Source organism: Micromonospora sp. NPDC050784 (assembly GCF_044456765.1).
In the GTDB taxonomy this organism is placed as follows: domain Bacteria; phylum Actinomycetota; class Actinomycetes; order Mycobacteriales; family Micromonosporaceae; genus Micromonospora; species Micromonospora foliorum.
This window is the reverse complement of the sequence record NZ_JBITGG010000005.1, coordinates 25,257-51,345: the sequence shown is the minus strand read 5'-3', so window position 1 is coordinate 51,345 and position 26,089 is coordinate 25,257. Positions and strand designations below refer to the sequence as shown.

Below are 26,089 nucleotides of genomic sequence, written 5' to 3'. Positions count from 1 at the left end.
TGTCTAACGACCCTTCTGTCGGACGATGCGGTTGCCGGCGTCGAGGCACTGTTCGACGTACCGGTCGGCGGCCGGACGCAGACGGGCCGCGTGCCGGTCGAAGAAACTGGCCGCGGCGGTGCCAGGCCACCGCTCGGGCAGCAGCGCCGGGGGCAGCTGCGGGTCCTGGAAGAGGAACGTACGCCACGCGTGCACGAGGCGGAACCGCGTCGCGTACGCCTCCTCGTCGCTGCTGCGCACGGTGACCGCCGCGAGCAGCGGGCGCTGGTCCGCGACGAACCGCTCGTAGGCGCGGCCGATCTCGGCCAGGTTCCACGCTCGTCGGACCACGCCCATCGCGCCGGGGGTGCCGGAGAAGTGCGAGGCGGTGAACCGCTCGAACCGGATGCCGGTCTCGGCGAGGAGCAGGTCGACATCCTCGGCGGGGCGGGTGGCTACCCAGGTCTGCTCGTCGAGCGTCCCGTAGCCGAGGAAGCTCAGGTTGGCGGCGAGCCGCTGGCGGTCCCGCCGGGAGCCCGGGGCCTCCAACACCAGCAGATCGAACCGCCCGTCCCAGGTGACCCGGCCGGTCCGGTAGATCCGGGCCGCTGCCTCGTCGAGTCGCCGGGCGGCTTTCGGTGTGATCGAATACCCCGGTCCGGAGACCAATCGGAGTGGTTCGAGCCAGCCCTGACGCACCATCCGGGACACGGCGGTGCGAACTGCCGGCGGTGCGATTCCCAGCGGCGCCAGTAGCTTGACCAGGGCAGCAACCGGTGCCCGGCCACCCCTCGGACGGAGGTGGTCGCCGTACAGGTCGAAGAGTGCCGACCGTGCCTGCATGACCGCACATTGTGACAGGCCTTCTCAAGATAAGCTAGATGCTGTTACATCAATGCTGCTCCGGTTTGGGTCCGGCGGTGTTCATCAGGGAAAATCGTTGGTCGACACCCCCGTGACCGTTGCGGGTGGTCGTGACGAAGTGGCTGTGGGGCAACCCACCGACCCTGGTGTAGGTCTGAGGGGAGACAACATGGCGGCGATGAAGCCGCGGACGGGCGACGGTCCGCTGGAAGTCACCAAGGAGGGGCGGGGCATCGTCATGCGGGTCCCGCTGGAGGGCGGTGGCCGGCTCGTCGTCGAGATGACTCCCGACGAGGCCAACGCGCTCGGTGACGCACTGAAGGCAGCGGCCGGCTGAGTAAGGAGTGCTCCGGGCGGCTCACGCCGCCCGGAACGTTCGTCGGACCCTGAGCCACCGGGATCGCCGGTGGCTCAGGGTCTTCAACGCTGCGGGCAGGTGGGTTCGCCGCCGTCCGCGACACTTTCCTGGAGGTACGGTTCCGCGTGCTCGCCATCCGCCTGATCGCCGAGCCCGACCGGCTCGACGTCCTCGTCCTGCCCGTCCGTCCCGCCGATCCGGCGGCGGAGGGTGACACCTCGGCCGAGCCCGTGTCGACCGCCGTGGCGGCCCCGGACGGCACGGCCGACGAGTCGACCGCGCTGGTGTCAGCGGCCCGGCTGACGGGCCGAGCCGGCGAGATCCACACCCAGCTGCGCCCCGGGCGTACCCCCGGTCGGCTGCTGCTGCTCGGCATCGGTGACGGCGACGAGGCGGCCTGGCGGACGGCCGGCGCGGCCCTGGCCCGCTCCGCCGCAGCTGAGACGCATATCACCATCGCGCTGCCGGCCGCGCTGACCCCGGCCGCGGTTCGCGGGCTGAGCGAGGGGCTGCTGCTCGCCCCGTACCGGTTCCGACTCACCGAGGCCGGCGACCGACCGGCGCTCACCAGCGTCGATCTGCTGATCGCCGACCCGACCGGGTACGAGGACACCGTCACCACGGCCCGGACCACGGCCGCGATGACCCATCTCGCCCGGGACCTGACCAACACCCCGTCGTCGGTGAAGACCCCCCAGTGGTTCGCCGACCAGGTGGCCTCCGCCGCAGCCGATCTTCCGGACCTGCGGCTGCGGGTTCGTGGTCCGGCCGAGCTGACCACAGAGGGCTTCGGCGGGATCCTCGCCGTGGGCGGAGGCTCCGCCAGCGGACCCCGACTCGTCGAACTGGACTGGCACCCCGCCGACGCGCGCACCCACGTGGTGCTGATCGGCAAGGGCATCACCTTCGACACCGGCGGCATCTCGATCAAGCCGGTGGCGTCGATGAAGCTGATGCGCAAGGACATGGCCGGCGCGGCCGCGGTCGTCGCCGCCACCCTGGGCGCCGCCGCGCTGCGGCTGCCGGTCCGGATCACCACGCTGGCCCCGCTCGCCGAGAACATGGTCAGCGGCTCGGCGTTCCGCCCCGGCGACGTCATCCGGCACTACGGCGGCACGACCAGCGAGACGACCAACTCCGACGCCGAGGGTCGGCTGGTCCTCGCCGACGCGCTGGCGTACGCGGTGCAGCAGCTCAAACCGGACCTGCTGCTGGACCTGGCCACGCTCACCGGCGCGAACTCGGTGGCGCTGGGCAAGCGCACCGCCGCGCTGTACAGCGAGAACGACGAACTGGCCGCCGGCGTGCTGGCGGCGGCCGAGGCGGCCGGCGAGTCGGCGTGGCGGATGCCGCTGCACACCGACTACGTCGAATACCTCGGCAGCGAGATCGCCGACCTCTACAGCGCGCCGGCGCAGGGTGCCGGCTCGGTGCTGGCCGCGCTCTACCTACGCGAGTTCACCGGCGAACTACGGGACCGCTGGCTGCACCTGGACATGTCCGCCCCGTCCTGGGCCGACGGCGACCAGGCCGAGGTCAGCCGAGGCGCCACCGGCTGGGGTGTCCGGTCGTTGCTGCGCTGGCTCGCCGACGTCAACTAGTGCGGGAGTCGAAGCCTCGGCTCGACCGAGGCTTCGACCCGTCCTGGGCACCGGTCAGCACTTCACCGCGGCGAGCAGCCCGTGCCCGACCGGAAGCAGGGCGGGGATCCAGTGCTCCGACTCCCGGACCGCCTTGATCGTCTCGCGAACCGTCACCGTCTCCGCGTCCCGGGCGGCCGGGTCGCCGATCCGGTCGCTGGCCAGCACGCCGTTGAGCGCCAGCACGCCCCCCGGGCGCAACAGCCGCAGCGCCGCCTCCACACAGGCATGGAAGCCGGTCGCCTCCGCGTCCACGAAGACCAGGTCGTACGCGCCGTCGGCGAGCCGGGGCAGCACGTCGAGCGCCCGACCGGTGATGATCCGCGTGCGCCCGGCCGCGAAGCCCGCCTCGGCGAAGATCCGCCGGGCGATCCGCTGGTGCTCCACCTCCACGTCGATGGTGGTGAGCACACCGTCGGCGCGCATGCCGCGCAGCAACCAGACGCCGCTGACCCCGGTGCCGGTGCCGATCTCCACCACCGCACGGGCATTGCCGGCGGCGGCCAGCAGCCGCAGCGCGGCTCCCGCGCCAGGGGTGACCGCGTCGAGGCCCACCTCCCGGGCCAGGCTGCGGGCGGTACGCAGAACGAGATCCTCGGTGACGTACGACTCGGCGAAGTGCTGAGCCTGAGTCGTCGAACTGCCGGAACCGGCGACCGTGGCGATGGGGCACCTCCGGGGGCGGTGCGTGGTGCGGGGGCGGGTTGGCATTGTGAGCGTAGAGGCGACCGTCGTGGGGCGCAGCCGCGCCTCCGCCGGAAGCGATCACCGGGGCAACCGCTGACTGCACCGCGTACATCCGTGCAATCCTGGAGGCGGTATCCCGTCAGCCGCGACCAGACCGGCCCGTGGCCGGGCGACGCGGCGCGGGATCCGGGGACGGACTGGGAGGCACCGACGTGACCGACGGCTGGGACTGGCGCCGGGGCGGTGAGACTCCGGCTCCGGCGCGACCGCCCGGGGCAGGAGCCCCGTCGGTGGGGCCGCCGACCACGCCGGGGGCTGACCGCACGCCCCTCCCCTCGCCAGGCAGCGGACCGACGCCGGGCTGGCCGGCGTCTTCCGGCCCTCCGACACCGGGCTGGCCGGCGTCTCCGGTCGGGCCGACACCGGGCTGGCCGGGGTCTTCCGGCGGGCCGACGCCGGGCTGGCCGACTTCGGCTGCGGGTGGGCCCAACTCGGCCGAGGCGTCGCCCTGGTGGTCGGACGCGCTCGCCGACCCCTGGCGCGACCCGGCGGCACCGACCGCGGTGGTGGTGCCCGGGGTGGTGGCTCCCGGCACCGAGCCCGAGCCGGTCACCGACCCCGACGCGCCGGGCCGGCCGACGCTGCGCCACCTGTTGCTCATCCCGGTGATCACCGCGCTCCTGGCCGGCACCCTCGGCGGTGCGCTGGGCTACGCGTTCGCGGTACGCGGCGGCGCTGGCGCGGCGGTCCTCGGTGGTGCGCCCGCGGAGGTGCCGGCGCTGGCGCAGCGCAAACCGGAGTCGCTGGCCGGGGTCGCCGAACGGGTCCTGCCCAGCGTGGTCACCGTGCGGGTGAGCAGCCTCGGCGGGACGAGTGAGGGCTCCGGGTTCATCGCCACCGCCGACGGCCATGTGATCACCAATGACCACGTGGTGGCCGGCGGCACCGGCAAGGCCTCGGTGGTCTTCAACGACGGCAGCACCGCGCCGGCGACCATCGTCGGGCAGGACCCGGAGTCGGACATCGCGGTGATCAAGGTGAGTCGCCCCGGGCTGCGACCTGTGGAGTTCGGCGACTCCGACGCGCTGGCGGTCGGCGACCCCGTGCTCGCCATCGGCTCGCCGCTGTCGCTGGCCAACACGGTCACCGCCGGCATCGTGAGTGCTCTGGACCGGACGATGCAGGCCGGCGAGCCGGGCGGTCCGGTGCGGTACTACGCGGCCATCCAGACCGACGCCGCGGTCAACCACGGCAACTCGGGCGGTCCACTGGTCGACGGCGCCGGCCGGGTGGTCGGGGTGAACTCCACCATCAAGTCGCTTGTCGCCGAGGGGCAGGAGGCGGGCAACATCGGGCTCGCCTTCGCCATCCCGATCAACCAGGCCAAGCGGGTGACCCAGGACATCATCGGCACCGGCAAGGCCCGTCGTACGGTGATCGGTGCCCGGGCGGACGGCCCGACCGGAGTTGTCGGGGGTGGCCTGCGGCTGGCCGAGGTGGAGCCGTCCGGCCCCGCGGACGGTGCCGGGTTGAAGGTCGGCGACGTGATCCTCAAGATCAATGGGCGGCCGATGACCGAGCCGACCGATCTGACCGCGTTGGTCCGCAAGTACGCGCCAGGCTCGGTGGTGACCGTCGAGTATCGGCGGGGCTCCGCCCGGCAGAACACCTCGGTAACCCTCGCGGCGGACGCGAAGTGAACAGCTGCGCACCCCCTGCCCGAAAGCCGCTCGGCGTGCGTAGTCTTGCTGCTGACGCCGAGAGGAGGCCCGCGGGATGCTCGACAACCTGAACTGGTGGGAGATCGGTGCGCTGCTGCTCCTGGCGCTGCTGATCTTCGGCGACCGGCTCCCCGCCGTGATCACCGATGGCCTGCGGTTGGTGCGCAACCTGCGCAACATGGCCCGCAACGCCACCGGCGACCTGAGCCGCGAGCTGGGCACCGACATCCAGCTGGAAGACCTGCACCCGAAGGCGTTCATCCGCAAGCACCTCCTCAGCGAGGAGGACGAGGCGGCGATCCGCAAGCCGTTGCAGGGCGTCTACGACAACCTGCGCGCGGACGTCAGCGGCGTGCACAACGACCTGAAGGACGTGGCCAACGCCGCCGACCTGCGGTCGAACGAGGCCCGCTCCGGCACGGCCACCAGCACTCCCTCGGCCCCGGCCCCCCGCGCCAGCTACGACGACGCCACCTGACCGACCCGGTCAGTACCCGCCGGACCCGGCGCTGATCAACTCGCGTCGCAGGAAGTCGGCCGGTCAACCACGTCGTGGCGGCCTGCCTGGACTACTCACCAACGTGATTCAGCCCGCCGGCCAGGAGCGGCCGGCGGGCTGACGTGTTCGGGGTGGTCAGCGGCCGGCGGGCTTGAGGCCGAGCGGCTTGCCGAGCAGTGACTCGCGGCGCAGCGCGAGCCGGTCGGCGATCGTGCCGAGTGCCTTCGCGGCCGGGGACTCCGGCTCGGCCAGCACGATCGGGTTGCCGGCGTCGCCGGCCTCACGGACCCGGGTGTCCAGTGGGATCTGACCGAGCAGCGGCACCTGCGCGCCGATGGTCCGGCTCAGCGACTCGGCCACGGCCGTGCCGCCGCCGGAGCCGAAGATCTCCATCCGGGAGCCGTCCGGCAATTCCAGCCAGGACATGTTCTCGATGACGCCGACCACCCGCTGGTGGGTCTGCAGGGCGATCGCACCGGCCCGTTCCGCCACCTCGGCGGCAGCGGTCTGCGGTGTGGTGACGATCAGGATCTCCGAGTTGGGCAGCAGCTGAGCCAGCGAGATGGCCACGTCACCCGTGCCCGGGGGCAGGTCGAGCAGGAGCACGTCCAGGTCGCCCCAGTAGACGTCGGCCAGGAACTGCTGCAACGCCCGGTGCAGCATCGGGCCGCGCCACACGACGGCGGCGTTGCCGGACGTGAACATGCCAATGGAGATCACCTTCACGCCGTGCGACTGCGGCGGCATGATCATGTCTTCGACCCGGGTGGGCCGGGCCTCCGTGCCGAGCATCCGGGGCACCGAGTGGCCGTAGATGTCGGCGTCGACCACCCCGACGGAGAGCCCACGGGCGGCGAGCGCCGCCGCCAGGTTGACGGTCACGCTGGACTTGCCGACGCCACCCTTGCCGCTGGCCACCGCGTACACGCGGGTGCGCGAGCCGGGCTGGGCGAACGGGATGACGGGCTCCTCGGTGGCGCCGCCGCCGCGCAACTGCGACTGCAACGACTGCCGCTGCTCGGGGGTCATCACCCCAAAGTCGATCTCCACGCCGGTGACGCCGGGCACCGCGGCCAGGGCGGTGGTGATGTCCGTACGCAGCTTGTCCTTCAGCGGGCAGCCGGCGACGGTGAGCAGCAGTTCGACGCGGACGACACCGCTGGCACCGATCGTGGCGGAGCGGACCATGCCCAGCTCGGTGATGGGCCGGCGGATCTCCGGGTCGTTGACGGTGGCCAGGGCGGCCTGGATCGCGTCCTCGACGGTGCTCACGGGTGCTGACATGCCCGCAATGCTACGTCGCGGGGCATCCGCTGCCGCCGTTGCCCGGTGCGGTGTGAGCCAATCGATGACCCGCCGGTCAGCCCTCTGACCGGCGCGGGCCGGTGCCGTCCGGCCGGGCGTCCCGGGTGAAGTCGCCGTCCAGGTCGTCGCGGGGTTCGTCCAGGCCGACGCCGTCGGTCGGCCGTTGGCCACGTCGCTCCTGCCGGCTGTCCTTCTCCTGCTGGCGGCGCTCCAGTCGTTGCCGGCGTTGCCCCACCTCGTCCAGTTCCTCGGCCAGCCGGGCCAGCTCGGAGCGGAGGAAGTCGCGGGTGGCGACCTCACCCAGCGCGATCCGCAGAGCCGCGATCTCCCGGGCCAGGTACTCGGTGTCCGCCTTCTGCGCGGTGGCTCGCCGCCGGTCCTCCTCGAGGGCCACCCGGTCCCGGTCGGCCTGCCGGTTCTGCGCCAGCAGGATCAGCGGGGCCGCGTAGCTGGCCTGCAACGACAGCACCAGGGTCAAGAACGTGAAGGTGTACGGGTCGAAGCGCAGGTTCGCCGGGGCCAACGTGTTCCAGACGAACCAGATCGTGATCACCACCGTCATGACGACGATGAAGTTCGCGGTGCCCATGCCCCGGGCGATGCCCTCGGACCACCGACCGAACGCCTCCGCGTCGAACCGGGGCAGCTTGACGCCCCGGGGCTCGCGTGGCTGGTCGAGACGCTCCGTCCGCCGCTGGTCAGCCATCCGCGCCGTCCAGCGCGGTGTCGGTGGCGCCCGGGGCGGCCAGGGCGTCGCGGTCCCGCCAGTCCCGGGGTAGGGAGTGGTCCAGCACGTCGTCCACCGTCACGGCGCCGACGAGCCGGTTGTTGCGGTCGATCACCGGCATGGCGACCAGGTCGTAGGTGGCCATCCGGCGGGTGATCTCCGGCAGCGGGGTGGTGGGGCGCAGCGGGTCGATGTCGTTGACCACCACCTTGCCCAGCAGGTCGGCCGGGGGTTCGCGCAGCAGTGCCTGGAAGTGCACCATGCCCAGGTAGCGGCCGGTCGGCGTGTTCTGCGGTGCCCGGGTCACGAAGACCTGCGCGGCGACGGCGGGGGAGAGCTGCGGCTCCCGGATCCGGGCCAGCGCCTCGGCGACGGTGGCGTCCGGCGGCAGGATGACCGGCTCCGAGGTCATCACACTGCCCGCCGTGCCCGGGGTGTACTTCAGCAGTTGGCGTACCGGGTCGGCTTCGTCCGGCTCCATCAGGTCCAGCAGCACGTCCTGCTCGGGTGGGGGCAGCTCGTTGAGCAGGTCCGCGGCGTCGTCCGGGTCCATCTCCTCCAGGACGTCGGCGGCCCGCTCCCGGTCGAGGGCGGCGAGGATCTCCACCTGATCGTGCTCCGGCAGCTCGCTGAGCACGTCGGCCAGCCGCTCGTCGTCCAGCGCGGCCGCGACCTCGTTACGCCGCGCGTCGGGCAGATCCTGCAACGCGTTGGCCAGGTCGGCGGGGCGCATGTCCTCCAGTACGGCGAGCAGGTTCGCCGTACCCCGGTTGTCGGCGATGCCGCTGAGCCCGCGCACCCGGTCCCACTCGACCTGGTGCAGGTGGCCGCGGCGGCTGAGTCGACCGGTCTGCTCGCGTACGGCGACGCGGGTCAGCGACCACTCGCCGCCCCGGGTGCACTCCATCGCGACGTCCACGACCGCGCCGGGCTGACCGCCCGGGTCGAGTTGCACCCGCCGGTCGAGCAGCTCCTGGAGCACCAGCAGCTCGTTCGGGCGCTTCTCGAACCGGCGCAGGTTGAGGGTGCCGGAGCCGAGCACGACGGCGTCGGCGTCGATGGAGGTGATCCGGTTGATCGACAGGAAGATCCGACGACGCATCGGCATCTCGGCGACGAGGCCCACCACCTCCGGCGGACGCTTCGTCGCCCGGAGCCGTGCCACGGCGTCACGAACCCGTCCCACCTGATCACCGTTCGGGTCGAAGACGGCGACTCCGGCGAGACGGGCGATGTAGACCCGGGTCGGCGTACTCACGGACACCAGCCTAAGCGCCTAGTGTTTATCAACATGTCGACCTTGGCCTACGAGATCGTGGACGTCTTCACCGATCGCCCCTTCGCCGGCAACCCGCTGGCCGTGGTGTTCGGCGCGGAGGCGCTGGCCACCGCGCAGATGCAGGCGCTCGCGCTGGAGTTCAACCTCTCCGAGACGGTGTTCGTGCTGCCGCCGACGCAGGTGGGCAGCACCTACCGGGCCAGGATCTTCACTCCGGTGGAGGAGTTGCCGTTCGCCGGGCACCCCAGCGTCGGCGCGGCGGTCACCGCGTGCCGGCGGGGCATGTTCGGTGTGGGGCAGGTCACCCAGGAGTGTCAGGCCGGTGTGCTGCCGATCGAGGTGACCGGGTCCGGGGCGACGCTGACCGGTGGCACCCCGACCCTCGGGCCGGAACTGGACCCGGAGCCGTTGTTGGAGATCGCCGGGCTGGTCGCCGACGACCACTTCGGGCCCGCCCCACGCGTCGCCGGCTGTGGGCTGGAGTTCCCGTACCTGCCGGTGCGTCCGGAGTCGGTGGCCCGCGCCCGGGTGAACCCGGCGGCGGCGCAGCGGTACGGGGTGTCGCACGTCAGCGTCTTCTCCTGGGACGCGGCCACGCAAACCGCGCACGCCCGGGTCTTCGTGCCGGGGATCGGCATTCCGGAGGACCCGGCGACCGGTTCGGCGGCGCTAGGCCTCGGTGTCTGGCTGGTGGCGAGTGGTCTGTTGCCCGGCGAAGGGCGGTCGGAGTACGCGGTCCGTCAGGGCGTGGAGATGAACCGCCCGTCCGCGTTGGCCTGCACGGTCACCGCGGCGAACGGGGCGGCGATCGGCGCGACGGTCGCCGGCCAAGTGATGCCGGTGGCCCGGGGCGAGATCGCCGTGCCGCCGTTCGTGGGCTGAGCGGAGACGCCGATGCGGGAGGATGCGGGTGTGACGGACGAGGACGCCCCCGGGGGCACCCCACTGGTCGACGAGGCGATGAAGAAGGCCGCCGTGGCCTGGGTGAGCGTTGCCGGCGGGCCGGCGCTGGCGCTCTGGTGCGCTCCGCTGGAGGGCTCGCTCCTGGTGGTCAGCGGGCCGGGCGAGCAGGCCGCACCGGGCCTGGCCGACGCGACCGAGGCCCAGGTGACCCTGCGCGGCGACCACGGCGGGCGGATCGTCACCTGGCCGGCCCGGGTGAGCCGGTTGCAGCCGGGCACCGAGGCGTGGGACGTCACCGCGCCGCTGGTCGCGGCGAAGCGCCTCAACGCGCCCGGTCCGACCGCCGATCTGGTGGCCCGGTGGGCCGCCGACGGATGCGCGGTGAACCGACTCGCCCCGGCCGGTACGCCGCTGGCCGGCGCCGAGTTGCCGGCCGACGCGCAGGCCGAACCGCCCCGGCCGACTCCGGCGGTCCGGGCCACCCGCAAGCCGTTCCGCCTGCACCGGGTCCGCCGCCGCTGATCAGTCGATCAGCCCGCCCAGCCGCCGACGCCCGCCACCGCGGCGTCGGCGTCGACGAGGGCGAGCACCTCGCCCAGGGTGCCGAGCGTCCGGCCGCGCCAGTCCCGGTCGGCGTTGAACACCAGGTGCGTGGCCAGATCCGGTGCGGCGAGCCGGACGGCGGTCATCCCGGCCCGCTCGGCGCCGGTCAACTCCTGGCTGCCGCCGTCACCCACGTAGAGGCAGTCGTCCGGCGCGAGCCCGAGCCGCTGGCAGGCCGTGAGGTAGAGCGTCGGATCCGGTTTGCACCGCCCGACCTGCACCGAGAAGACCCGGACGTCGAGCAGGGGGGCGACCGCGAGCTGCGGCAGGAAGGCCGGCAGTTCGTGCGTACAGTCGCTGATCACGCCGGTGCGCAGGCCGCGCTGGCGCAGGGCCGCCAGCACCGGCACCGCGTCGGCCCGCAGCCAGGTGTCCGCGCGCACCGCCCGGTGCCGGGACGCCACCGCCGCTCGCACCGCATGGTCACTGGGGTGTACGCCAACCTGGGCGCACACCCAGCGCAGGGTCGCCTCCGCGTTGCCGAGCAGGCCGGTGGCCCGTTCGTAGTAGGTGCGGTCCAGCACCTCGGTCAGCGTGTCGGTGTGGCACCCGAGCAACTCGGCGGTGCCGAGGTGCGCGGCACCGCGCTGCACCGAACGGGTCAGGGTGCCGAAGAAGTCGAACAGCACCGCCTGGTAGCTGGGCATGGGGGAACGCCTCCGGGCGGTCGAGTGTCGCCGGCGCGGAACCGCGTGATCGTAACGGAGTGATGACCGTCCGTGCTGAGTGTCATACGTGTGAGGATTACGTCCCGTGCCCCCACCTTCACACCGGCCGACCCTGGATCCGCTGACCACCGGAGCGGTCGGGCTGGCCGTGGTAGCCGTGTCGTCGTCCGCGCCGCTGATCGCGTACGCCGTCGCCCCCGCGCTGGCCATCGCGTTCTGGCGCAACCTGCTCGCGGTGGCCGTGCTGAGCCCCTTCGCGCTGGTTCGGCGTCGGGCCGAGTTCCGCAGGCTGACCGTGGGCGCGGGCCGGCGGGAGGGACTGTTCTGCGTGTTGTCCGGGGTCGCCCTGGCCGGACACTTCGCCACCTGGGTGCCGAGCGCCCAGCTCACCTCGGTCGCCACGTCCACCGCCCTGGTCGCCACCCAGCCGGTCTGGCAGGGGTTGATCGCCCGCGCCCAGGGGCGTCCGCTGCCCCGGGTGGTGTGGATCGGCATCGCGGTCGCGGTCGGCGGCGCGGCGGTCGCCACCGGAGTGGACGTGGGGGTCTCCGGCCGGGCCGTCCTCGGTGACGTGCTGGCGCTGATCGGCGCCCTGTTCGCCGCCGTCTACACCGCGTTCGGGGAACGGGCGCGGAGCAGCATCAGCACCACCACCTACACCACCATCTGCTACGGGATCTGCGCGCTGATCCTGCTGGCCCTGTGCCTGGTCGGCGGCGTGCGGCTGACCGGCTTCGAGGGGCGTACCTGGCTGGCCATCCTGGCCCTGGTGGCCGGCGCCCAACTGCTCGGGCACTCGATGTTCAACTACGCCCTGCGGAAGATCCCGGCGACCACGGTGAGCGTGCTGATCCTGCTGGAGGCGCCCGGCGCGGCCCTGCTCGGCTGGGCCTGGCTGGGCCAGGTGCCCCGCCCGTACGCGCTGCTCGGGATGGCGTTGCTGCTGGCCGGGGTGGCGGTGGTGGTGCTCGGCGGCCGGCGGAGCGAGCCCAGCGCCCTGCCGGCCGACCCGACCCCGCTGGCCGACTGACCGCGCGACACCCGCCCGGCGGGTTAGCTTTCGTACACCTCGATGACCCGGGTCGTCGGGGCGGCGTCGCCGAGGGCGGTACGCAGGGCCGCCCGGTCAGCCATCGAGACCGACGGCCTTGGCGCTCGCCGCCCAGAGCCGGGCGGCGAGCTGCGGGTCGGACGCCTTCCGGAGCGGCCTACGCGGCCGGCGGTCGGCGTAGTAACCCCCGTTGATGAGCCGGGAGCGGTCCTGGTTGGCCAGCCACACCAGGGTCTCGGCGCCCTTCTCCGGGCTGCGGAACGGCAGGAAACGCATACCGAACGCGACCAGCCTGCTGTCGTTGGCGAACCGGGTGCGGACCATCCCGGGGTGAAAGCTGTACGCGGAGGTGTCCGGCCAGCGGCGGGCGGCCTCGGCGGTGAACAGGATGTTCGCCTGCTTGCTGGTGCCGTACGCGCCCATTGGCCGGTAGTCACGCAGTGGTTTGTTCAGGTCGTCCGGGTCGAGTGCGCCGAAGCGGTGCGCGCCGGAGGCGGTCACCACGACCCGGCCCACCCGGTCGGCGAGCAGGTTGGTCAGCAGGAACGGGGCCAGGTGGTTGGCCTGGATCGACATCTCGAAGCCGTCGACGGTGCTCAGCGGTTGCAACGCGATCGCGCCGGCGTTGTTGGCGAGCACGTCGATCCGGTCGTACGCGCCCCGGAGCTGCTCGGCCAGTCGGCGTACGTCGTCGAGGATCGCGAAGTCGGCCCGGAACAGCTCCGGACGCTCACCGGAGCTTTCCCGTACCCGTTCGGCTGCGGCCTGTAGCCGGGCCGGGTCCCGCCCGACCAGCACCACCTGGTCACCACGGCAGGCCAGGTGCACGGCGGCCGCCAGCCCGATGCCGGAGCTGGCCCCGGTCACCACCACCAGTCGGCGCCCAGTGAGATCTTCCACAGGTCCATTCACCCCGGTCATGGCGCGAGGTTACCGTGACGTCACAACGCCCTTTGGGATCGTTAAGGTCCCGGATCTGTCGTCAGGTGGCGTCGGCATGCCCGCCGGACGCTGGAAGGAGCGCATTGATGGCCGCAGTCGGTCGCCCCCGCAGGTCCTGCCTCGCCGTGCCGGGTTCCAGCGTGAAGATGCTCGGCAAGGCCCAGGGGCTTCCGGCCGACCAGGTCTTCCTCGACCTGGAGGACGCCGTCGCCCCACTGGCCAAAGCGGACGCCCGCAAGAACATCGTGGCCGTCCTCAACGAGGGTGACTGGGCCGGCAAGACCCGGGTGGTCCGGGTCAACGACCTGACCACCCCGTGGACCTACCGGGACGTCATCGAGGTCGTCGAGGGCGCCGGCGCCAACCTGGACTGCATCATGCTGCCGAAGGTGCAGACCGCCGCCCAGGTGCATTGGCTGGACCTGACGCTCACCCAGATCGAGAAGACGATCGGCCTGGAGGTCGGCCGGATCGGCATCGAGGCGCAGATCGAGAACGCCGCCGGTCTGGTCAACGTGGACGCGATCGCCGCCGCCTCGCCGCGCGTGGAGACCATCATCTTCGGCCCGGCCGACTTCATGGCGTCGATCAACATGAAGTCGATGGTCGTCGGCGGCTTGATCCCGGACTACCCGGGCGACCCGTACCACTACATCCTGATGCGGATCCTGATGGCCGCGCGGATGCACGACAAGCAGGCCATCGACGGCCCCTTCCTGCAGATCCGCGACGTCGACGCGTTCCGTGAGGTGGCCAAGCGCTCGGCCGCGCTGGGCTTCGACGGCAAGTGGGTGCTGCACCCGGGCCAGATCGACGCCGCCAACGAGGTCTACCAGCCGGAGCAGGCCGACTACGACCACGCCGAGTTGATCCTCGACGCGTACGAGCACTACACCTCCGAGGCCGGCGGCCGTCTCGGCGCCGTGATGCTCGGCGACGAGATGATCGACGAAGCGTCCCGCAAGATGGCGCTCGTGGTCGCCGCCAAGGGCCGGGCCGCCGGGATGAGCCGTACCTCGTCGTTCACCCCACCGGCGCAGTGACCGGCCGGGCCGGGACGACCGCCGCCGGCCGTCGATCCGGCTCGACACTCGACGGTACGCCGGCCCGCACGCCGGTCAGTAGCTGCTGCTGTTGTCGCCCGTCGTGATCGCGTAGATGATCGCGGCGGCGTAGCCGGCGATCACCAGCACCAGGAACCCGGTGAGAATCCAGCCGACGATGATGGCGGCCTTCGCCATCCCCGCACCGCCCTCGCCGCTGAGCCGGATCTGCTTCTGCGCGACGTGCCCGAGGATCGCGCCGACCGGCGCGGTGATGCAGGACGTGAAACCGAGCAGGGCCAGTACGAACGCCGCGATGGCCATCCCGTTGGTCTTCGGCGGCTGCGGGTAGCCGTAGCCGGGGTACTGCGGCGGGTAGCCCTGCGGGGCGTAGCCGGGCGGGGCGTACCCGGGCATCGGCTGGGTCGCTGGCGGCTGCGCTCCGGCGTACGGGTCGGCCGGGGCGTACGGGTTGGTCGGCGCGTACGGGTCGACCGGGCCCGGTTGCGGGGGGACCGGCTGGCCGGCCACCAGGGTCGGGTCGGGTGCGGGGCTCGACGGCTGGGCCGACCACGTGGGATCGGTCCAGTTGCCGGGCGGCGGGGGATTTGTCATGCGAACTCTCCGTCAGGTCGGGGTGCGGAGACAGGGTAGCCAGCGCTACCCAAACCCGACGCCCCCGCTTCCGGGTGCCGCGTTGCTCGGGCCGGTCGTAACGGGCAGGATCCCTGGCATGGCATACGACGCGCGCGCCGCGGACCGCTCCGGCAGCCGACCCCGACGGGACGTCAGCCGTCCGGGTGCGGCCCGGCGCGCCCGGACGGCCGCCCCGGCGGGCAGCCCTGGCCCCGACGAGCCGGTCGCGCTCGCCGACCCGGTCACCATGCGCCTCGACGGGCGGGTCGCCCTGGTCACCGGGGCGGGCAGCCCGGACGGCATCGGGTACGCCACCGCCCGGCGACTCGCGGACCTGGGCGCTCGGGTGGCCATCGTCTCCACCACCCGGCGCATCCATGAGCGGGCGACCGAGCTGGGTGTCACCGGCTTCGTCGCGGACCTGACCGACGAGTCCGAGGTCGGCGCGCTGGCCGATGCGGTCGCCGAGCAGTTGGGCGACGTCGAGGTGCTGGTCAACAACGCCGGCCTGGCCAGTCGGGCCAGCCAGGGCGTGCTGCGGCCGGTGGCGCAGCTGACCTACGACGAGTGGCGCGGTGAGATCGACCGCAACCTCTCCACCGCGTTCCTGTGCAGCCGGGCGTTCATCGGCGGGATGGCCGAGCGCGGCTGGGGTCGGATCGTCAACCTGGCGGCCACGGCCGGCCCGGTCAACGCCCTGCCCACCGAGGCCGCGTACGCCGCGGCGAAGGCCGGGGTCGTCGGGCTGACCCGGGCCCTGGCCATGGAGATGATCGCCGACGGTGTGACCGTCAACGCGGTGGCACCCGGCACCATCTACACCGCGGCGTCCACCATGGCCGAGATCAAGCAGGGGCTGGGCACGCCGGTGGGGCGACCGGGCACGCCGGACGAGGTCGCCGCGGCGATCAGCTTCCTCTGCTCGCCGGCCGCCTCGTACATCACCGGCCAAATGCTGGTGGTCGACGGCGGCAACAGCGTCCGCGAGGCCCGCTTCCGCTGACCGCGCGGTCCGCACCGGCGTCGGTCAGTAGCCGCCGGTGTCGTTGGTGTTGCCAAAGGCCACCAGCGCCAGCCAGCCACAGCAGGCCAGCACGGTGAGCCCGGTGAAGACGTAGCCCAGGATCAGCCCCCAGGTCGCGAGCTGGTCGCCCTCCTCGCCGCTGGTGCGGATCTGCCGCTTGGCCACGTGCCCGAGGACGGCGCCGGCCGGCGGAAACACGAAGGCGAACACCAGCGACAGGATCGCCAGCACGTTGGTGCCCCGACCCGGCCCGGACGGCGGTGGGCCGTACTGGCCGTAGGGGCCCTGCGGGGGGTACGGCGGCTGCTGACTCCAGTGCGCCGACTGCTGCGGCCCCTGGTGGCCGTACGGCGACGGTTCGCCGGCCGGTGGCCCGTACGGTGAGCGTTCCGCTGGCAGCTCGTACGCCGGCTGGTCCGGCTGCGGCGCGTACGGTGGCTGGCCGGCCGGCGGTGGCGCGTACGGCGACTGGTCCTTCGGTGGCTCGTAGGGTGACGGCGGCGGCTCGTCCTCGGGCGGTCCCGACGGCGGCGGGTAGCTCACAGCTGTCCTCCTCCTGCCGGTGCCGGAAAAGTCCCTCTTGCCGGACGCTACCCGCAGCGGTGAACCTTTTCACAGCGGTTGTGTGGACTGGTCACCTTGGCCTCGTCGACCCGAGGGGCTGATACTGACCCAGCGTTCAGTTACCCACGAGTAGTGCGCGGATCCCCGGAGGCTGAGATGGCCAGACTCGCCCAGACGCCCGGCCTGACCGATGTGCAACGGTCGATCCTGGAGACCGTTCGGGACTTCGCCGACAAGGAGATCATTCCGCACGCGCAGCGGCTGGAGCACGCCGACGAGTACCCCACCGACATCCTCGACGGCATGCGCGAGATGGGGCTGTTCGGCCTCACCATCGACGAGGAGTACGGCGGGCTCGGCGAATCGCTACTCACCTACGCGCTGGTGGTGGAGCAGCTGTCCCGAGGCTGGATGTCGATCTCCGGCATCGTCAACACCCACTTCATCGTGGCGTACCTGATCTCCCAGCACGGTTCCGCCGAGCAGAAGGCCCGGCTGCTGCCGAAGATGGCCACCGGCGAGGTGCGCGGCGCGTTCTCCATGTCCGAGCCCGAGACCGGCTCCGACGTCTCCGCGATCAAGTCCCGGGCCGTCCGCGACGGCGACCGCTACGTGCTCAACGGGCAGAAGATGTGGCTCACCAACGGGGCGTACTCCTCGGTGGTGGCCACCCTGGTCAAGACCGACACCGGTGCCGAGTCCGTCTACGGCAACATGAGCACCTTCCTGCTGGAGAAGGAGCCCGGCTTCGGCGAGACCGCCCCCGGCCTCACCATCCCCGGCAAGATCGAGAAGATGGGTTACAAGGGCGTCGAGACCACCGAGATGGTGCTCGACGGCGTGACCATGCCCGACTCCGCGATCCTCGGCGGCGCCGACAAGGTGGGCCGTGGCTTCTACCAGATGATGGACGGCATCGAGGTGGGCCGGGTCAACGTGGCCGCCCGCGCCTGCGGTATCTCCATCCGCGCCTTCGAGCTGGCGGTGAGCTACGCCCAGCAGCGCAAGACCTTCGGCCAACCACTCGCCAAGCACCAGGCGATCGCCTTCAAGCTCGCCGAGATGGGCACGAAGATCGAGGCCGCGCACGCCCTCATGGTCAACGCCGCCCGGCTCAAGGACGCCGGCCAGCGCAACGACGTCGAGGCCGGGATGGCCAAGCTGCTCGCCTCGGAATACTGCGCCGAGGTCGTCCAGGAGGCATTCCGCATCCACGGCGGCTACGGCTACTCCAAGGAGTACGAGATCGAGCGGCTGATGCGGGAGGCCCCGTTCCTGCTCATCGGCGAGGGCACCTCGGAGATCCAGAAGACCATCATCTCCCGAGGCCTCCTCAAGGAGTACAAGCTCTGACCCGGGTGGGTCAGGTCAGGCGGGTCAGGTTGGCGGCGGCGCGTTCGACGATGAGGCAGCGGTCTTCGACGTAGTCCATGCCAGCCTCCTCGGCGATTCGCCGTGCCTCGGCCGAGACGATGCCCAGTTGGAGCCAGACCGCGGGGGCACCGATGGCCGCCGCGTCCCGGACCACCTGCACGGCGTCGGCCGCCGGCCGGAACACGTCCACCAGGTCGACGGGGTGCGGAATGTCGGCGAGGGTCTTGTAGGCCCGTTCCCCGAACAGTTCGTCGACCGTCGGGTTGACCGGGATGATGCGCCAGCCGTACTGCTGCATCTGCAGCGGCACGCCGTGCGCGGCCTTGAACGGGTCGCGGGACGCGCCCACGACGGCGATCACGGCGGAGTCGGCGAGGATCTGCTGAGCGGTACGCACCCGCCGACTGTAGCTCCGACTAGAGCAGGGTGAGCTGCTCGGCCGCCGACGGCGGTGGCGGCTCCGGCAGGTTGCGGTTGTCGCCGCGCTCCCCGCGGTGCAACCCGTGCCGTCGGGCGGCGATCCGCACCCGTGCGGTCAACTCCCGCTGGTACGCCTGCGGGGCGTACGCGCCGGCCCGGTAGAGCTCGCGGTAGCGGGGGACGAGGTGCGGGTGCTCGCGGGCGAGCCAGTGCGCGTACCACTCCCGGGCGCCGGGACGCAGGTGCAGGGGCAGGGCGGTCACGCTCGTCGCACCGGCGGCGGCGATGGCCGAGACGGTGGCCTCGATCGACTCGTCGCTGTCGCTGAGGCCGGGCAGGATCGGGGCCATCAACACGCCGACGGAGAAGCCGGCGTCGGCGAGTGCCCGGACGGCGTCCAGCCGGCGGCGGGGGTGTGGTGTGCCCGGCTCGACGGTGCGCCAGAGGTGCTCGTCGACGAACCCCACCGAGAAGGAGATGCCCACCGTGGTCACCTCGGCGGCCTGGCGCAGCAGCGGCAGGTCGCGCAGGATCAGCGTGCCCTTGGTGAGGATCGAGAACGGGTTGGCGAAGTCGCGCAGGGCACCGATGATCTGCGGCATCAGCCGGTAGCGACCCTCGGCGCGCTGGTAGCAGTCCACGTTGGTGCCCATCGCCACGTGCGCGCCCCGCCAGCGCGGCGCGGCCAGCTCGCGCCGAACCAGCTCCCCGGCGTTGACCTTGACGATCACCTTCCGGTCGAAGTCCGCACCGGCATCGAGATCGAGATAAGTGTGAGTATTCCTCGCAAAGCAGTAGCGGCAGGCATGAGAGCAGCCCCTATATGGGTTGATCGTCCACTCGAACGGGACGCGGGACTGCCCGGGCACGCGGTTGAGGATGGACTTGGCCTGCACCTCGTAGAAGGTCATCCCGGCGAACTCGGGGGTGTCGAAGGTGCGGGCGATGGCGCCGGGCAGCGCCAGCGGCAGGGGTGGCGTCGCTGGCGCTGCCCGCTCGGGGTCTCCCTCGACCGGGGGAGCGGTGAGGTTGTCCCAGCGCATGGCCACTATTCGAACACGTGTACGAGGCAAGCGCAAGTGACCCGCCGTACACCGGTGGGCGTTCGGATGGTCGGAGAGGGGAGGATGGACGCCATGGAGACGTCGACCTTCGTCTACGACGGGGACTGCGCGTTCTGCACGAGCTGTGCGCAGTTCATCGAGCGCCGCATCCCCACCGCCGCACGGGTGGTGCCCTGGCAGTTCGCCGACCTGGACGCGCTCGGCCTCACCGTGGCCGAGTGCGAGGAGGCCGTGCAGTGGGTCGGCGCGGACGGCTCCCGCGCGGCCGGTCCGGACGCCATCGCGAAGCTGCTCGCCGCGAGTGGTCCGCTCTGGCGGGTCGCCGGTGCCGGCCTGCGGTTTCCTCCGGTGCGCGCTGCGGCCTGGCCCGCGTACCGCTGGGTGGCGCGCAACCGCCACCGACTCCCCGGTAGCACCGCGGCCTGCTCTCTGCCGCAGGAGGCCCGGGAGCGGCTTTACGGCCCGACCGGTCGCCCGACCACCGGCGTCTGATCGTCGAGCGCCCGTTCCGCGCCGGCGCCCACCGGGTCCTGGCCAGGCGGCACCGGCTCGCGGTCGTCGCCCGCCGGGCGCGGTTCCGGGGCGTCCGTCGTCGCTGGGTTGGGAGTGTCGCGGCCGACGAGCCGGCGGGCCCAGACCAGCGGGCGCACCCGCTCCAGCGGTAGGAAGCTGGTCATCGCGGCCAGGTGCGGCGCGAACGAGATCGTGATGGTCGCGATGGTGACCGCGTGGAACGAGTAGAAGAAGCCGACCATGGCGAGTCGCCAGCGGGGTGGCAGGAGGAAGACCACCGGGCTCAGCAACTCGAACGCCACGATGCCGAACTGGGCGACGATCAGCAGGTGCGGCACCTGGGCGATCAGGTCCGCCAGGTCGGTGCCGCGTCGGATGATCGCGCGGGCCAGGACCGAGCCGGTCAGCCAGTCCAGGCCGCCGAAGCGCAGCTTGGCGAAGGCGGCCAGGAAGTACGTGCAGATCACCGCGATCTGGGTGACGCGGAGGGCCCAGCCACCGGCCTCGGTGCGGGTGGTGTCGCCGTGTCGGGCGCGACCGGCGGTGGGCAGCACGGCCAGGGCGACGAGCAGCCCGAACCGGTCGTGGTCGACCTTTCCGTAGCTCATCGCGATGATCATCCACTCCAGGTACAGCGCGCACACCGCCCAGCCGAGCAGCCGGGGCGCCCGCCCGGTGGCGGCGAGGAGGGCGAGCAGCAGCAACGCCCAGAAGATCACCGTCACCAGCGTCTCGGTTGGCGTCGGCAGTGGGAGCAGGCGGCCGATCAGGAGCGGCCGGTACAGGTCGCCGGGAACGCTGACCCGGGTGCGTACCCAGGGGGTGAAGATGACCAGGTCGGCGGCGACGAACAGGTAGATCAGGGTGCGGAACGCGGCCACCCGGCCCCGGGGTACGGCCTCGGTCAGCCAGCGGTTCATCGGGTGGCCTGCCAGCGGACGACGGTCTGGTCGGTGTGTTGGCCGGTCGGTCGGCCGCCACGAATGCCGTGCCAGCGGATGACGATGCGGACCTCGACCAGCTCTGGGGCGTCCGGGTGGCGTTCGGCGTACGCGTCGGCGACCTCGGTGAGCAGCGTCGGATCGGCGGCGTATCGGGCCTGCTGACCCTCGATCTCGGCGCGGCGGATGCCTGTCGCGTTCTGGTCGAGGTCGATCACCGTCCCGGAGCTGTTCACCCCCTCGACGCGGGTGTCGGGTGCGGGGGCGTTCGGCGGGTTGGAGGTGGAGTACATCCGGAACGGGCCGAACGGGAAGTCGTCGTCGCTGCCCCAGAAGGTGCCGACGACGAGCAGGACGAGACCGAGTGCGGTCGCGCCCAGCCGGGTCACGCGCCCGCGGGTGGTCAGGTTCTCCATCGGGTCGTGACGATACGGGATGTACCGACTGCGTCGGGTCCCTCCGACGGCCAGTTCGGCCTGACCAGGGAGGTGATCATGCGGGTGCCGGCCGGGGGTACGACGAAGGCCGGGCCCGAATCGGGCCCGGCCTCGCGTGTCGTCGCGCGGACGACTCAGTGGTTGTGCTCGGCCAGCTGCTTGCGGACGTCGTCCATGTCCAGCGCCTCGACCTGCTCGATCAGGTTCTCAAGCGCGGACTCGGGAAGGGCGCCCGGCTGGGCGAAGACGATGACGCCGTCACGGATCGCCATGATCGTCGGGATCGACCGGATGTCGAACTTGGCGCCCAGCTCCTGCTGAGCCTCAGTGTCGACCTTGCCGAAGACGATGTTCTGGTGCTTCTCCGAGGAGCGCTCGTAGACCGGGGCGAACCGCTTGCACGGACCACACCAGTCGGCCCAGAAGTCGACCAGGACGATGCCGTCGTTGCCGGTCACCTCGTCGAAGTTCGCCGAGGTCAGCTCAACGGTTGCCATTGCACTCTCCGATCACCGCGGTTTATCTACGTCCCGTAGAACCAGGGCTGACCGTATCGAATTCCCGGGCGGTGGGGCACGAAACGTGCTCGGGGCTGCCTGGGGGTGCTGCGGGTCATCGACACGCGTCTGTTCACGCCGGACCTGCGGAACGCAAGTGCATGACGCACTTGCGTGACCTGCCGTGATGGGAGCGTTTCCAGGGAGATCCACGCGATTGAGCAGTACGAATCGGTAACTTGGCCCTTGACGAGGAGGTATCCGGCCTGCGGAGATCGCTGATCAACCTCCGCTTCGTCACGGACAGTAGTGTTACAAAAAGATAAATGTGACCGCGATCTCTGTTGAACCTACGCAGGCGTAGGGCAGAATTCCTCACATCAGAGCGTGGGCGGCGGGTGCCGGGGAGGGCCCCGCCGCTCATTGCGTCTCCCCCCTGGCGAGTGACCGGTGTGACATTTCCGCCGCCGTCGCGCCCCGCCGGTCGCCTTAACCACCGGTAAGGCATGCTGTGCCGAACTCCATCGCCGCCCGTCGAAGGGACCAGCATGCAGTTCGGTCGCTACTACGAGGAGTTCGAGGTCGGCGCGGTCTACCGGCACTGGCCGGGCAAGACCGTCACCGAGTACGACGACCACCTCTTCTGCCTGCTCACGATGAACCACCACCCGCTGCACATGGACGCGCACTACGCCGCCACGGCCAGCCAGTTCAAGCGCAACGTCGTGGTCGGCAACTACATCTACTCGCTGCTGCTCGGCATGTCGGTGCCCGATGTGAGTGGAAAGGCGATCGCCAACCTGGAGGTCGAGTCGCTGCGGCACGTCGCGCCGACCTTCCACGGCGACACCATCTACGGCGAGACCACGGTGCTGGACAAGCGTGAGTCCGGCTCGAAACCCGACCGGGGCGTGGTCTCGGTGGAGACTCGCGGCTACAACCAGGACGGCACGATGGTCTGCGTCTTCCGGCGCAAGGTCATGGTCCCCAAGCGGGAGTACGCGGCCGCCGCGGTGCCCGACGGAGTGGATCCGGAGCGGCCCAGCTTCCCCGAGCCGCGCTGACCGTCGCGCCGGGCTCGACCGTCGACGAACACGGGCTCCTTCCTCCCCGCGGGTCTGCGGGGGAAGGGGCCCTGTTCCCGTCTCGGGGCATATGCTGACGCCGGAGGTTCCGATGAGCCACTCCGTCGCGGGAGAGCCGTCCTCTGCCGGCCGCCGAGCCGCACCCTTGACCACCGCTGTCTACTCCGCCGTCGAGTGGGATCTGCTCACCAGCCTGCCCGGTCGGGTTCTCGTGGCCGCCGCGGCGCCCGGTCCCGGCCGGACGGAGCGTGGGGTCATGGCGAGCCTGGCCGGCGTGGATGCCGTGGCCGCGGGCCGAGCCTCCGACAGTGACCTGGTCCGCGCGGTGGTCGCCACGATCTACGCCCGCCATGACGGCACCCCCCAACCCGCCGAGCGGCTCACCGATCTGGTGGACCTGCTGGCCGCCTGCCGGGCGGCGAGCCGGGTCCTCCGACGGCGGGCGGACCCCGCCGACTCGGCCGCGTACCGCCAGTGGGTGCAGTCGGTCGCGGCCCGGGTCTGTCGCGCGGTGCCCGGCACCGGCGCGCGCCGGGTGGACCCGCCGGCCAGCCCGGCGGACCGACGCTTCCTGGACCGGCTCGGTGCCGCCCTCGACCTGGGCTGATCGGCAGGTCGTCGCGCTGGGCGCCGACGCGGTCCGTACCCTCTGATGACCGTGACCGACGACCAGCTTGAGGTGGGTGTGGGCCCCTGGCCGGGGGACCCACCGGACGACAGCCGTTACGACCCGCAGTTGCTGGCGGAGGGGGACCGGCGCAACGTCGTCGACCGCTACCGCTACTGGCGGCACGAGGCGATCGTCGCCGACCTGGACCGGCACCGGCACGGCTTCCACGTCGCGATCGAGAACTGGCAGCACGATTTCAACATCGGCACGGTGGTGCGCAACGCCAACGCGTTCAACGCCGCCGAGGTGCACATCGTCGGGCGACGACGGTGGAACCGGCGTGGCGCGATGGTGACCGATCGGTACCAGCACGTACGGCACCACGAGACGATCGAGGAGTTCGTCGCCTGGGCGGCCGAGCGGCAGCTGCCGGTGTTCGGCATCGACAACCTGCCCGGGTCGCGTCCGCTGGAGACCGGCACCCTGCCGCGGGACTGCGTGCTGCTGTTCGGCCAGGAAGGGCCGGGTCTCTCCGCGCCGGCCCGCGCCGCGTGCGACCAGCTCTACTCCATCGCCCAGTACGGCTCGACGAGGTCGATCAACGCGGGCGTGGCCAGCGGAATCGCCATGCACGCCTGGATCCGCGCGCACGCCGGCACGCCGCCGGACTGACCCACGTACGGTGCCGAATCGGACGTTCCGGCTTGACGTGCCGGTGCTCCGGGGAGACGGTGGGGATGTGAGTGTCGCGGTGAGTTGTCCGAGATGCGGGGGCCCAGTGCGGGCGCCGGATCTGATGAACACCGACTCAAGGTGTGTGCGCTGCGGCCCGGTGCCGCCGTTGCACGTGCCCGAGCACATCGGAGCGGAGATCGTGGCGAGCGTGGTGGAGCAGATCACCGCGAGCGGCGATCCGCCGGTGACGCCCCTGTGGTGCCCGTGGCCGCTGCCGCCCGGTTGGACACTCACGGGCGTGGCGTACGCCGGGGACGACCGGACGGGAGTGCGGGCGACCGCGGTGGCATGTGCGGGCCCGGCGCCACTCGGCGGTGGCCCCGCCGATCTGGTCTTCGTGGCCGAGGAACCCGGTGTGGGCCTGGGCACCCGACTCGCCGGACTGACCGGCCCCGATCCGGGGCCGGAGTTGGTCGACGCGCTGACCGACCCGGGGCCGGGTCATCCTGACCACGTCGGACAGGCGAAGATCAAGGTCGGCGGGCACCCCACTCCACTGTGGTTGGTGAATTCACCCACGGATCGAAGCGCGTACGCCGGCGAGGCTCGGGGAATGTGGCTCCATGCGATAGCCTGGCCGGCGAGTGCGGGTCACCTGCTCGCGGAAGACGTCGTGCTACACGACCTGACCGAGTGGACTCCCCCCGAGCTCGTGTACGGCGCACCGTCCCCGTATCTACCCGGTAGAGCTTGACAACTCTTCCGGATTGACGGAGAACGGACGCAGATATTCACTGTACGACACCACACTGATACTCTGGGTGCCGCTGCGGTAATGGGACCCGGCGCCGCGCGAGAGGATGGCCCGCCATGGTCAAGAAGGTCCTCACCTGGGCCGGAATCGCATTCTTGATCTTCTTCGTCGCCTACCGGCCAAACTCTGCGGCGGATGTGTTCAAGTCGCTCGGCGGCGGGATCATGGATATCGCCCAGGGGTTTGGCGACTTCTTCACCAGCCTCGTCGCCTAGCCGCCGATGGGCAGCCCCTCCGGTCCACCCTTCGACCCGGACGACCCCGACCGGGAACGTCGCGAGCGTGACACCGAGCCGATCCCGCGGATCGGGCCTGATGACGGCCCGGGCTACGGGGCCGGTCCCGGCCTGTCCGACGGTCCGTCCCTTTCGGACGACGTCGGCTATGGCGACGGGCCCGGCTATGCCGGCCAGGGTCGTTCCGGTCGGGGGTGGATCCGTGATCCGGAGGCCAGCTACCAGCCGCCGCAGATCTCCGAGGACGAGCTGGCCGGGTTGCGTGCCGACGCGACCGGCTCGACCCCCCGGCGGGTGCTGCCACTGGAAGACGAGCCCAGTTCGCTGGTGGCTCGCTACCTCTTCCCCACCGAGCGCTACCGGGGTGAGTGGAAGCGACACTGGATCCACCTCACCAACCCGCTGTTGATCGGCGTCGCGGCGACCTTCGTGCTCGGCTACCTCTCCGGCTTCCTCGCCGGCCAGGACGTCGGCGCGCTTACCACCATCGCCGTGCTGCTCTGGTTCGCGGTGATGGGCTGGGTGGCGTGGAAGGTCGCTGACTGGTGGTACGACCGTTTCATCCTGACCAACAAGCGGGTCATGGTGGTCAACGGCATCGTCACCCGCAAGGTGGCGATGATGCCGCTGGTCCGGGTCACCGACATGAAGTACGAGCAGACCCCGACCGGCCGAGCGCTCAACTACGGCACCTTCGTGCTGGAGTCCGCCGGCCAGGAGCAGGCGCTCCGCGAGATCAAGAACTTGCCCAACCCGAACGAGCTCTACCTGCGCGTCGTCGAGGAGATGTACGAGCCGCAGGCGGTCGAGGCGCGGCTCGGCAAGGAGGCCGACGAGGCCAAGGCCGACGACGGGGCGTGAAGGTTTCCGACCGAACATCGGAGCAAGTGCGCACCTTTCGTCATGGACCAGAGCGCCCCTGACGTGGCA

31 protein-coding genes are annotated in these 26,089 nt (G+C 71.5%); 17 read left to right on the top strand and 14 right to left on the bottom strand.

Annotation, left to right across the window (positions count from 1 at the left end; genetic code table 11):
* Positions 1-3: 3 nt before the first annotated feature.
* Positions 4-822 (bottom strand): PaaX family transcriptional regulator C-terminal domain-containing protein, encoded by an 819-nt coding sequence (locus ACIBD9_RS08460; RefSeq protein ID WP_091394799.1) that lies wholly within the window; start codon positions 820-822, stop codon positions 4-6.
* Between the two features lie 190 nt (positions 823-1,012).
* On the opposite strand from ACIBD9_RS08460, the gene ACIBD9_RS08455 reads away from it, so the two are divergent.
* Both ACIBD9_RS08455 and ACIBD9_RS08450 read left to right on the top strand, forming a co-directional pair.
* On the top strand, positions 1,013-1,180 hold the full coding sequence (locus ACIBD9_RS08455; RefSeq protein ID WP_007455245.1) for a DUF3117 domain-containing protein: 168 nt from the start codon (positions 1,013-1,015) through the stop codon (positions 1,178-1,180).
* Positions 1,181-1,326: 146 nt separating this feature from the next.
* Positions 1,327-2,802, top strand: coding sequence for a leucyl aminopeptidase family protein (locus ACIBD9_RS08450; protein ID WP_396715758.1), 1,476 nt, complete (start codon positions 1,327-1,329; stop codon positions 2,800-2,802).
* Positions 2,803-2,856: 54 nt separating this feature from the next.
* Here ACIBD9_RS08450 and ACIBD9_RS08445 read toward each other — a convergent pair whose 3' ends face one another.
* Positions 2,857-3,552, bottom strand: coding sequence for an O-methyltransferase (locus ACIBD9_RS08445; protein ID WP_396715756.1), 696 nt, complete (start codon positions 3,550-3,552; stop codon positions 2,857-2,859).
* A gap of 173 nt (positions 3,553-3,725) precedes the next feature.
* Here ACIBD9_RS08445 and ACIBD9_RS08440 point away from each other — a divergent pair, with 173 nt between their 5' ends.
* Both ACIBD9_RS08440 and ACIBD9_RS08435 read left to right on the top strand, forming a co-directional pair.
* Positions 3,726-5,228 carry a trypsin-like peptidase domain-containing protein gene (locus ACIBD9_RS08440; protein WP_396716177.1) on the top strand — a complete coding sequence of 501 codons (1,503 nt, stop codon included), beginning with the start codon at positions 3,726-3,728 and terminating at the stop codon, positions 5,226-5,228.
* 76 nt (positions 5,229-5,304) lie between these two features.
* Positions 5,305-5,727 (top strand): preprotein translocase subunit TatB, encoded by a 423-nt coding sequence (locus ACIBD9_RS08435; protein WP_196920926.1) that lies wholly within the window; start codon positions 5,305-5,307, stop codon positions 5,725-5,727.
* Between the two features lie 156 nt (positions 5,728-5,883).
* Here ACIBD9_RS08435 and ACIBD9_RS08430 read toward each other — a convergent pair whose 3' ends face one another.
* From ACIBD9_RS08430 to ACIBD9_RS08420, 3 genes are all read right to left on the bottom strand, one after another.
* Positions 5,884-7,032, bottom strand: coding sequence for an Mrp/NBP35 family ATP-binding protein (locus tag ACIBD9_RS08430; RefSeq protein WP_396715753.1), 1,149 nt, complete (start codon positions 7,030-7,032; stop codon positions 5,884-5,886).
* Between the two features lie 76 nt (positions 7,033-7,108).
* Positions 7,109-7,759, bottom strand: coding sequence for a DUF1003 domain-containing protein (locus tag ACIBD9_RS08425; RefSeq protein WP_396715751.1), 651 nt, complete (start codon positions 7,757-7,759; stop codon positions 7,109-7,111).
* The gene (locus ACIBD9_RS08420; RefSeq protein ID WP_396715749.1) at positions 7,752-9,038 is read right to left on the bottom strand and encodes a magnesium transporter MgtE N-terminal domain-containing protein; all 1,287 of its coding nucleotides are present in this window, start codon (positions 9,036-9,038) and stop codon (positions 7,752-7,754) included. Before ACIBD9_RS08420 ends, ACIBD9_RS08425 begins: the two co-directional genes overlap by 8 nt.
* Before the next feature lie 33 nt (positions 9,039-9,071).
* On the opposite strand from ACIBD9_RS08420, the gene ACIBD9_RS08415 reads away from it, so the two are divergent.
* Positions 9,072-9,941, top strand: coding sequence for a PhzF family phenazine biosynthesis protein (locus tag ACIBD9_RS08415; RefSeq protein WP_396715747.1), 870 nt, complete (start codon positions 9,072-9,074; stop codon positions 9,939-9,941).
* Between the two features lie 12 nt (positions 9,942-9,953).
* Complete coding sequence (locus ACIBD9_RS08410) at positions 9,954-10,484, top strand: hypothetical protein (protein ID WP_396715745.1); 531 nt, start codon at positions 9,954-9,956, stop codon at positions 10,482-10,484.
* An 8-nt stretch (positions 10,485-10,492) separates the two neighbouring features.
* Here the strand turns inward: ACIBD9_RS08410 and ACIBD9_RS08405 are convergent, their stop codons facing one another.
* Positions 10,493-11,212 (bottom strand): HAD family hydrolase, encoded by a 720-nt coding sequence (locus ACIBD9_RS08405; protein ID WP_396715743.1) that lies wholly within the window; start codon positions 11,210-11,212, stop codon positions 10,493-10,495.
* A gap of 106 nt (positions 11,213-11,318) precedes the next feature.
* Here ACIBD9_RS08405 and ACIBD9_RS08400 point away from each other — a divergent pair, with 106 nt between their 5' ends.
* Positions 11,319-12,263 carry a DMT family transporter gene (locus tag ACIBD9_RS08400; protein ID WP_396715741.1) on the top strand — a complete coding sequence of 315 codons (945 nt, stop codon included), beginning with the start codon at positions 11,319-11,321 and terminating at the stop codon, positions 12,261-12,263.
* Between the two features lie 96 nt (positions 12,264-12,359).
* On the opposite strand, the gene ACIBD9_RS08395 is transcribed toward ACIBD9_RS08400, so the two are convergent.
* Entirely contained in the window at positions 12,360-13,184 is an 825-nt protein-coding gene (locus tag ACIBD9_RS08395; protein ID WP_396716175.1) for an SDR family NAD(P)-dependent oxidoreductase, read from the bottom strand.
* 128 nt (positions 13,185-13,312) lie between these two features.
* Between ACIBD9_RS08395 and ACIBD9_RS08390 the strand changes: the two genes are divergently transcribed.
* Positions 13,313-14,269 (top strand): HpcH/HpaI aldolase/citrate lyase family protein, encoded by a 957-nt coding sequence (locus ACIBD9_RS08390; protein WP_396715739.1) that lies wholly within the window; start codon positions 13,313-13,315, stop codon positions 14,267-14,269.
* Positions 14,270-14,344: 75 nt separating this feature from the next.
* Here ACIBD9_RS08390 and ACIBD9_RS08385 read toward each other — a convergent pair whose 3' ends face one another.
* Entirely contained in the window at positions 14,345-14,884 is a 540-nt protein-coding gene (locus ACIBD9_RS08385; protein ID WP_396715737.1) for a DUF4190 domain-containing protein, read from the bottom strand.
* Positions 14,885-15,002: 118 nt separating this feature from the next.
* Between ACIBD9_RS08385 and ACIBD9_RS08380 the strand changes: the two genes are divergently transcribed.
* Positions 15,003-15,908, top strand: a complete 906-nt coding sequence (locus ACIBD9_RS08380; RefSeq protein WP_387172479.1) for an SDR family NAD(P)-dependent oxidoreductase — start codon at positions 15,003-15,005, stop codon at positions 15,906-15,908.
* A 24-nt stretch (positions 15,909-15,932) separates the two neighbouring features.
* Here ACIBD9_RS08380 and ACIBD9_RS08375 read toward each other — a convergent pair whose 3' ends face one another.
* Positions 15,933-16,472, bottom strand: a complete 540-nt coding sequence (locus tag ACIBD9_RS08375) for a DUF4190 domain-containing protein (RefSeq protein WP_396715735.1) — start codon at positions 16,470-16,472, stop codon at positions 15,933-15,935.
* A gap of 177 nt (positions 16,473-16,649) precedes the next feature.
* Between ACIBD9_RS08375 and ACIBD9_RS08370 the strand changes: the two genes are divergently transcribed.
* Positions 16,650-17,846 (top strand): acyl-CoA dehydrogenase family protein, encoded by a 1,197-nt coding sequence (locus tag ACIBD9_RS08370; protein WP_396715733.1) that lies wholly within the window; start codon positions 16,650-16,652, stop codon positions 17,844-17,846.
* A 10-nt stretch (positions 17,847-17,856) separates the two neighbouring features.
* Here ACIBD9_RS08370 and ACIBD9_RS08365 read toward each other — a convergent pair whose 3' ends face one another.
* Together ACIBD9_RS08365 and ACIBD9_RS08360 are read right to left on the bottom strand one after the other, a co-directional pair.
* Positions 17,857-18,264, bottom strand: a complete 408-nt coding sequence (locus tag ACIBD9_RS08365; protein WP_124819981.1) for a CoA-binding protein — start codon at positions 18,262-18,264, stop codon at positions 17,857-17,859.
* 19 nt (positions 18,265-18,283) lie between these two features.
* Positions 18,284-19,330 (bottom strand): Rv2578c family radical SAM protein, encoded by a 1,047-nt coding sequence (locus ACIBD9_RS08360; RefSeq protein WP_396715731.1) that lies wholly within the window; start codon positions 19,328-19,330, stop codon positions 18,284-18,286.
* A 93-nt stretch (positions 19,331-19,423) separates the two neighbouring features.
* Here ACIBD9_RS08360 and ACIBD9_RS08355 point away from each other — a divergent pair, with 93 nt between their 5' ends.
* On the top strand, positions 19,424-19,843 hold the full coding sequence (locus tag ACIBD9_RS08355) for a thiol-disulfide oxidoreductase DCC family protein (RefSeq protein WP_396715729.1): 420 nt from the start codon (positions 19,424-19,426) through the stop codon (positions 19,841-19,843).
* On the opposite strand, the gene ACIBD9_RS08350 is transcribed toward ACIBD9_RS08355, so the two are convergent.
* From ACIBD9_RS08350 to trxA, 3 genes are all read right to left on the bottom strand, one after another.
* Complete coding sequence (locus ACIBD9_RS08350) at positions 19,807-20,784, bottom strand: MFS transporter permease (protein ID WP_396715727.1); 978 nt, start codon at positions 20,782-20,784, stop codon at positions 19,807-19,809. The genes ACIBD9_RS08355 and ACIBD9_RS08350 overlap by 37 nt on opposite strands.
* The gene (locus tag ACIBD9_RS08345) at positions 20,781-21,221 is read right to left on the bottom strand and encodes a hypothetical protein (protein WP_396715725.1); all 441 of its coding nucleotides are present in this window, start codon (positions 21,219-21,221) and stop codon (positions 20,781-20,783) included. Before ACIBD9_RS08345 ends, ACIBD9_RS08350 begins: the two co-directional genes overlap by 4 nt.
* 155 nt (positions 21,222-21,376) lie before the next feature.
* Positions 21,377-21,739 (bottom strand): thioredoxin, encoded by a 363-nt coding sequence (gene trxA, locus ACIBD9_RS08340; RefSeq protein WP_030329190.1) that lies wholly within the window; start codon positions 21,737-21,739, stop codon positions 21,377-21,379.
* A 548-nt stretch (positions 21,740-22,287) separates the two neighbouring features.
* Here trxA and ACIBD9_RS08335 point away from each other — a divergent pair.
* The 6 genes from ACIBD9_RS08335 (at position 22,288) to ACIBD9_RS08310 (ending at position 26,020) form a co-directional block, all read left to right on the top strand.
* The gene (locus tag ACIBD9_RS08335) at positions 22,288-22,803 is read left to right on the top strand and encodes a MaoC family dehydratase (protein WP_030486570.1); all 516 of its coding nucleotides are present in this window, start codon (positions 22,288-22,290) and stop codon (positions 22,801-22,803) included.
* Positions 22,804-22,894: 91 nt separating this feature from the next.
* Positions 22,895-23,431, top strand: coding sequence for a hypothetical protein (locus ACIBD9_RS08330; RefSeq protein WP_387172468.1), 537 nt, complete (start codon positions 22,895-22,897; stop codon positions 23,429-23,431).
* 51 nt (positions 23,432-23,482) lie between these two features.
* Positions 23,483-24,106 (top strand): RNA methyltransferase, encoded by a 624-nt coding sequence (locus ACIBD9_RS08325; RefSeq protein WP_355493956.1) that lies wholly within the window; start codon positions 23,483-23,485, stop codon positions 24,104-24,106.
* A 10-nt stretch (positions 24,107-24,116) separates the two neighbouring features.
* Positions 24,117-24,863, top strand: coding sequence for a DUF6758 family protein (locus ACIBD9_RS08320; protein ID WP_396715723.1), 747 nt, complete (start codon positions 24,117-24,119; stop codon positions 24,861-24,863).
* 116 nt (positions 24,864-24,979) lie between these two features.
* On the top strand, positions 24,980-25,138 hold the full coding sequence (locus tag ACIBD9_RS08315) for a hypothetical protein (RefSeq protein ID WP_007455302.1): 159 nt from the start codon (positions 24,980-24,982) through the stop codon (positions 25,136-25,138).
* A gap of 6 nt (positions 25,139-25,144) precedes the next feature.
* Positions 25,145-26,020, top strand: a complete 876-nt coding sequence (locus tag ACIBD9_RS08310; RefSeq protein WP_088951386.1) for a PH domain-containing protein — start codon at positions 25,145-25,147, stop codon at positions 26,018-26,020.
* Positions 26,021-26,089 lie beyond the last annotated feature (69 nt).

Bases quoted from the DNA above. Each gene is read 5' to 3' on its own strand.
- ACIBD9_RS08430 (WP_396715753.1), bottom strand. From the start codon at position 7,032: ATGTCAGCACCCGTGAGCACCGTCGAGGACGCGATCCAGGCCGCCCTG.
- ACIBD9_RS08355 (WP_396715729.1), top strand. From the start codon at position 19,424: ATGGAGACGTCGACCTTCGTCTACGACGGGGACTGCGCGTTCTGCACG.
- ACIBD9_RS08445 (WP_396715756.1), bottom strand. From the start codon at position 3,552: ATGCCAACCCGCCCCCGCACCACGCACCGCCCCCGGAGGTGCCCCATC.
- ACIBD9_RS08350 (WP_396715727.1), bottom strand. From the start codon at position 20,784: ATGAACCGCTGGCTGACCGAGGCCGTACCCCGGGGCCGGGTGGCCGCG.
- ACIBD9_RS08435 (WP_196920926.1), top strand. From the start codon at position 5,305: ATGCTCGACAACCTGAACTGGTGGGAGATCGGTGCGCTGCTGCTCCTG.
- ACIBD9_RS08360 (WP_396715731.1), bottom strand. From the start codon at position 19,330: ATGCGCTGGGACAACCTCACCGCTCCCCCGGTCGAGGGAGACCCCGAG.
- ACIBD9_RS08330 (WP_387172468.1), top strand. From the start codon at position 22,895: ATGCTGACGCCGGAGGTTCCGATGAGCCACTCCGTCGCGGGAGAGCCG.
- ACIBD9_RS08380 (WP_387172479.1), top strand. From the start codon at position 15,003: ATGGCATACGACGCGCGCGCCGCGGACCGCTCCGGCAGCCGACCCCGA.
- ACIBD9_RS08310 (WP_088951386.1), top strand. From the start codon at position 25,145: ATGGGCAGCCCCTCCGGTCCACCCTTCGACCCGGACGACCCCGACCGG.
- ACIBD9_RS08370 (WP_396715733.1), top strand. From the start codon at position 16,650: ATGGCCAGACTCGCCCAGACGCCCGGCCTGACCGATGTGCAACGGTCG.
- ACIBD9_RS08405 (WP_396715743.1), bottom strand. From the start codon at position 11,212: ATGCCCAGCTACCAGGCGGTGCTGTTCGACTTCTTCGGCACCCTGACC.
- ACIBD9_RS08415 (WP_396715747.1), top strand. From the start codon at position 9,072: ATGTCGACCTTGGCCTACGAGATCGTGGACGTCTTCACCGATCGCCCC.
- ACIBD9_RS08425 (WP_396715751.1), bottom strand. From the start codon at position 7,759: ATGGCTGACCAGCGGCGGACGGAGCGTCTCGACCAGCCACGCGAGCCC.
- ACIBD9_RS08335 (WP_030486570.1), top strand. From the start codon at position 22,288: ATGCAGTTCGGTCGCTACTACGAGGAGTTCGAGGTCGGCGCGGTCTAC.
- ACIBD9_RS08315 (WP_007455302.1), top strand. From the start codon at position 24,980: ATGGTCAAGAAGGTCCTCACCTGGGCCGGAATCGCATTCTTGATCTTC.
- ACIBD9_RS08385 (WP_396715737.1), bottom strand. From the start codon at position 14,884: ATGACAAATCCCCCGCCGCCCGGCAACTGGACCGATCCCACGTGGTCG.
- ACIBD9_RS08390 (WP_396715739.1), top strand. From the start codon at position 13,313: ATGGCCGCAGTCGGTCGCCCCCGCAGGTCCTGCCTCGCCGTGCCGGGT.
- ACIBD9_RS08345 (WP_396715725.1), bottom strand. From the start codon at position 21,221: ATGGAGAACCTGACCACCCGCGGGCGCGTGACCCGGCTGGGCGCGACC.
- trxA (WP_030329190.1), bottom strand. From the start codon at position 21,739: ATGGCAACCGTTGAGCTGACCTCGGCGAACTTCGACGAGGTGACCGGC.
- ACIBD9_RS08410 (WP_396715745.1), top strand. From the start codon at position 9,954: ATGCGGGAGGATGCGGGTGTGACGGACGAGGACGCCCCCGGGGGCACC.
- ACIBD9_RS08460 (WP_091394799.1), bottom strand. From the start codon at position 822: ATGCAGGCACGGTCGGCACTCTTCGACCTGTACGGCGACCACCTCCGT.
- ACIBD9_RS08455 (WP_007455245.1), top strand. From the start codon at position 1,013: ATGGCGGCGATGAAGCCGCGGACGGGCGACGGTCCGCTGGAAGTCACC.